We start from the raw sequence: 1,637 nt of genomic DNA, 5'->3' as shown, positions 1-1,637 counted from the left end.
TGACGGGGGCCCGCACAAGCAGCGGAGCGTGCGGTTTAATTCGAAGTTACGCGAAGAACCTTACCAGGGCTTGACATGGCATCGACCGGCGATGAAAGTCGTCTTCCCTTCGGGGCGGTGTCACAGATGCTGCATGGCTGTCGTCAGCTCGTGCCGTGAGGTGTTGGGTTAAGTCCCGCAACGAGCGCAACCCTCGCCGTGTGTTGAATTTTTCACACGGGACTGCCCGGAGCAACCGGGAGGAAGGCGGGGATGACGTCAAGTCAGCATGGCCCTTACGTCTAGGGCTACACACGTACTACAATGGTGGGTACAGAGGGCAGCAAAGCCGCGAGGCCAAGCCAATCCCAAAAAACCCATCTCAGTCCGGATTGCAGTCTGCAACTCGACTGCATGAAGCTGGAATCGCTAGTAATCCCGGATCAGCATGCCGGGGTGAATACGTTCCCGGGCCTTGTACACACCGCCCGTCACACCACGAAAGCTGGTTTTACCCGAAGCCGACGGACTAACCGCAAGGAAGTAGTCGTCGACGGTAGGACTGGTGATTGGGGTGAAGTCGTAACAAGGTAGCCGTAGGGGAACCTGCGGCTGGATCACCTCCTTTATAGAGAAACGCCCAACTCGCTATTTAATTGCAAGGACCTTGGTTCTTGCGACCGATAAGGGCCTATAGCTCAGTTTCGGTTAGAGCGCACGCCTGATAAGCGTGAGGTCGAAGGTTCAAGTCCATCTAGGCCCACCACGCTGTCCGCGCCACTTTATTCGAGTGGGGGTGTAGCTCAGCTGGGAGAGCACCTGCCTTGCACGCAGGGGGCCAACGGTTCAATCCCGTTCACCTCCACCACAAAGTGGAGCCGACGGTGCGCAACGCAAATGAGCGTTGCTAAGTTCTTTGACAGTTGAATAGGGTGAGAGAGGAGCGAAAGTTGAAAGCGTTTAAGGGCATCTGGTGGATGCCTTGGCGCCAGGAGGCGATGAAGGACGCGGTGGGCAGCGAAATTCTCCGGCGAGCCGCCAAACAGGCTTTGACCCGGAGGTGTCCGAATGGGGCAACCCGGCGGGAGTCATATCCCGTCATCCTTTGACTGAATTCATAGGTCTTAGGAAGCGAACTCAGGGAAGTGAAACATCTCAGTACCTGAAGGAGAGGAAATCAACCGAGATTCCCGAAGTAGCGGCGAGCGAAACGGGATCAGCCCAAACCGAGTGCTTTCGAGCATTCGGGGTTGTAGGGCCTACGCATATTGATCCGCGATTAGAGAGCAGAGCAGGTTGGGAAACCTGGCCATAGAAGGTGAAAGCCCTGTATGTGGTATCGAAAGCGGCAATGTAGGTTCCTGAGTACCGCGAGGCACGTGAAACCTCGTGGGAATCCGGGAGGACCATCTTCCAAGGCTAAATACTCCCTGGCGACCGATAGTGTACCAGTACCGTGAGGGAAAGGTGAAAAGAACCCCTGTTAGGGGAGTGAAATAGAACCTGAAACCGGGTGCCTACAAGCAGTGGGAGCGGACTTGTTCCGTGACCGCATGCCTTTTGCATAATGAGTCAGCGAGTTACTCTGTAGTGCGAGGTTAAGTCTAAAAAAGACGGAGCCGAAGCGAAAGCGAGTCTGAATAGGGCGCATAGTACTG

General features: G+C 55.5%; 2 tRNA genes and 2 rRNA genes. All 4 read left to right on the top strand.

What is annotated here, in order from left to right:
* Positions 1-607 (top strand): 16S ribosomal RNA (locus Q8R75_RS19475); the annotation flags it as partial.
* Between the two features lie 59 nt (positions 608-666).
* Positions 667-745 (top strand) — tRNA-Ile (locus tag Q8R75_RS19470).
* 26 nt (positions 746-771) lie between these two features.
* Positions 772-847: transfer RNA gene (locus Q8R75_RS19465), tRNA-Ala, on the top strand.
* Between the two features lie 82 nt (positions 848-929).
* A 23S ribosomal RNA gene (locus Q8R75_RS19460) occupies positions 930-1,637 on the top strand; the annotation flags it as partial.

The sequence above is a fragment of the Methyloversatilis sp. genome (assembly GCF_030696805.1).
GTDB lineage: Bacteria > Pseudomonadota > Gammaproteobacteria > Burkholderiales > Rhodocyclaceae > Methyloversatilis.
This window is presented reverse-complemented; position numbering and strand designations above follow the sequence as displayed.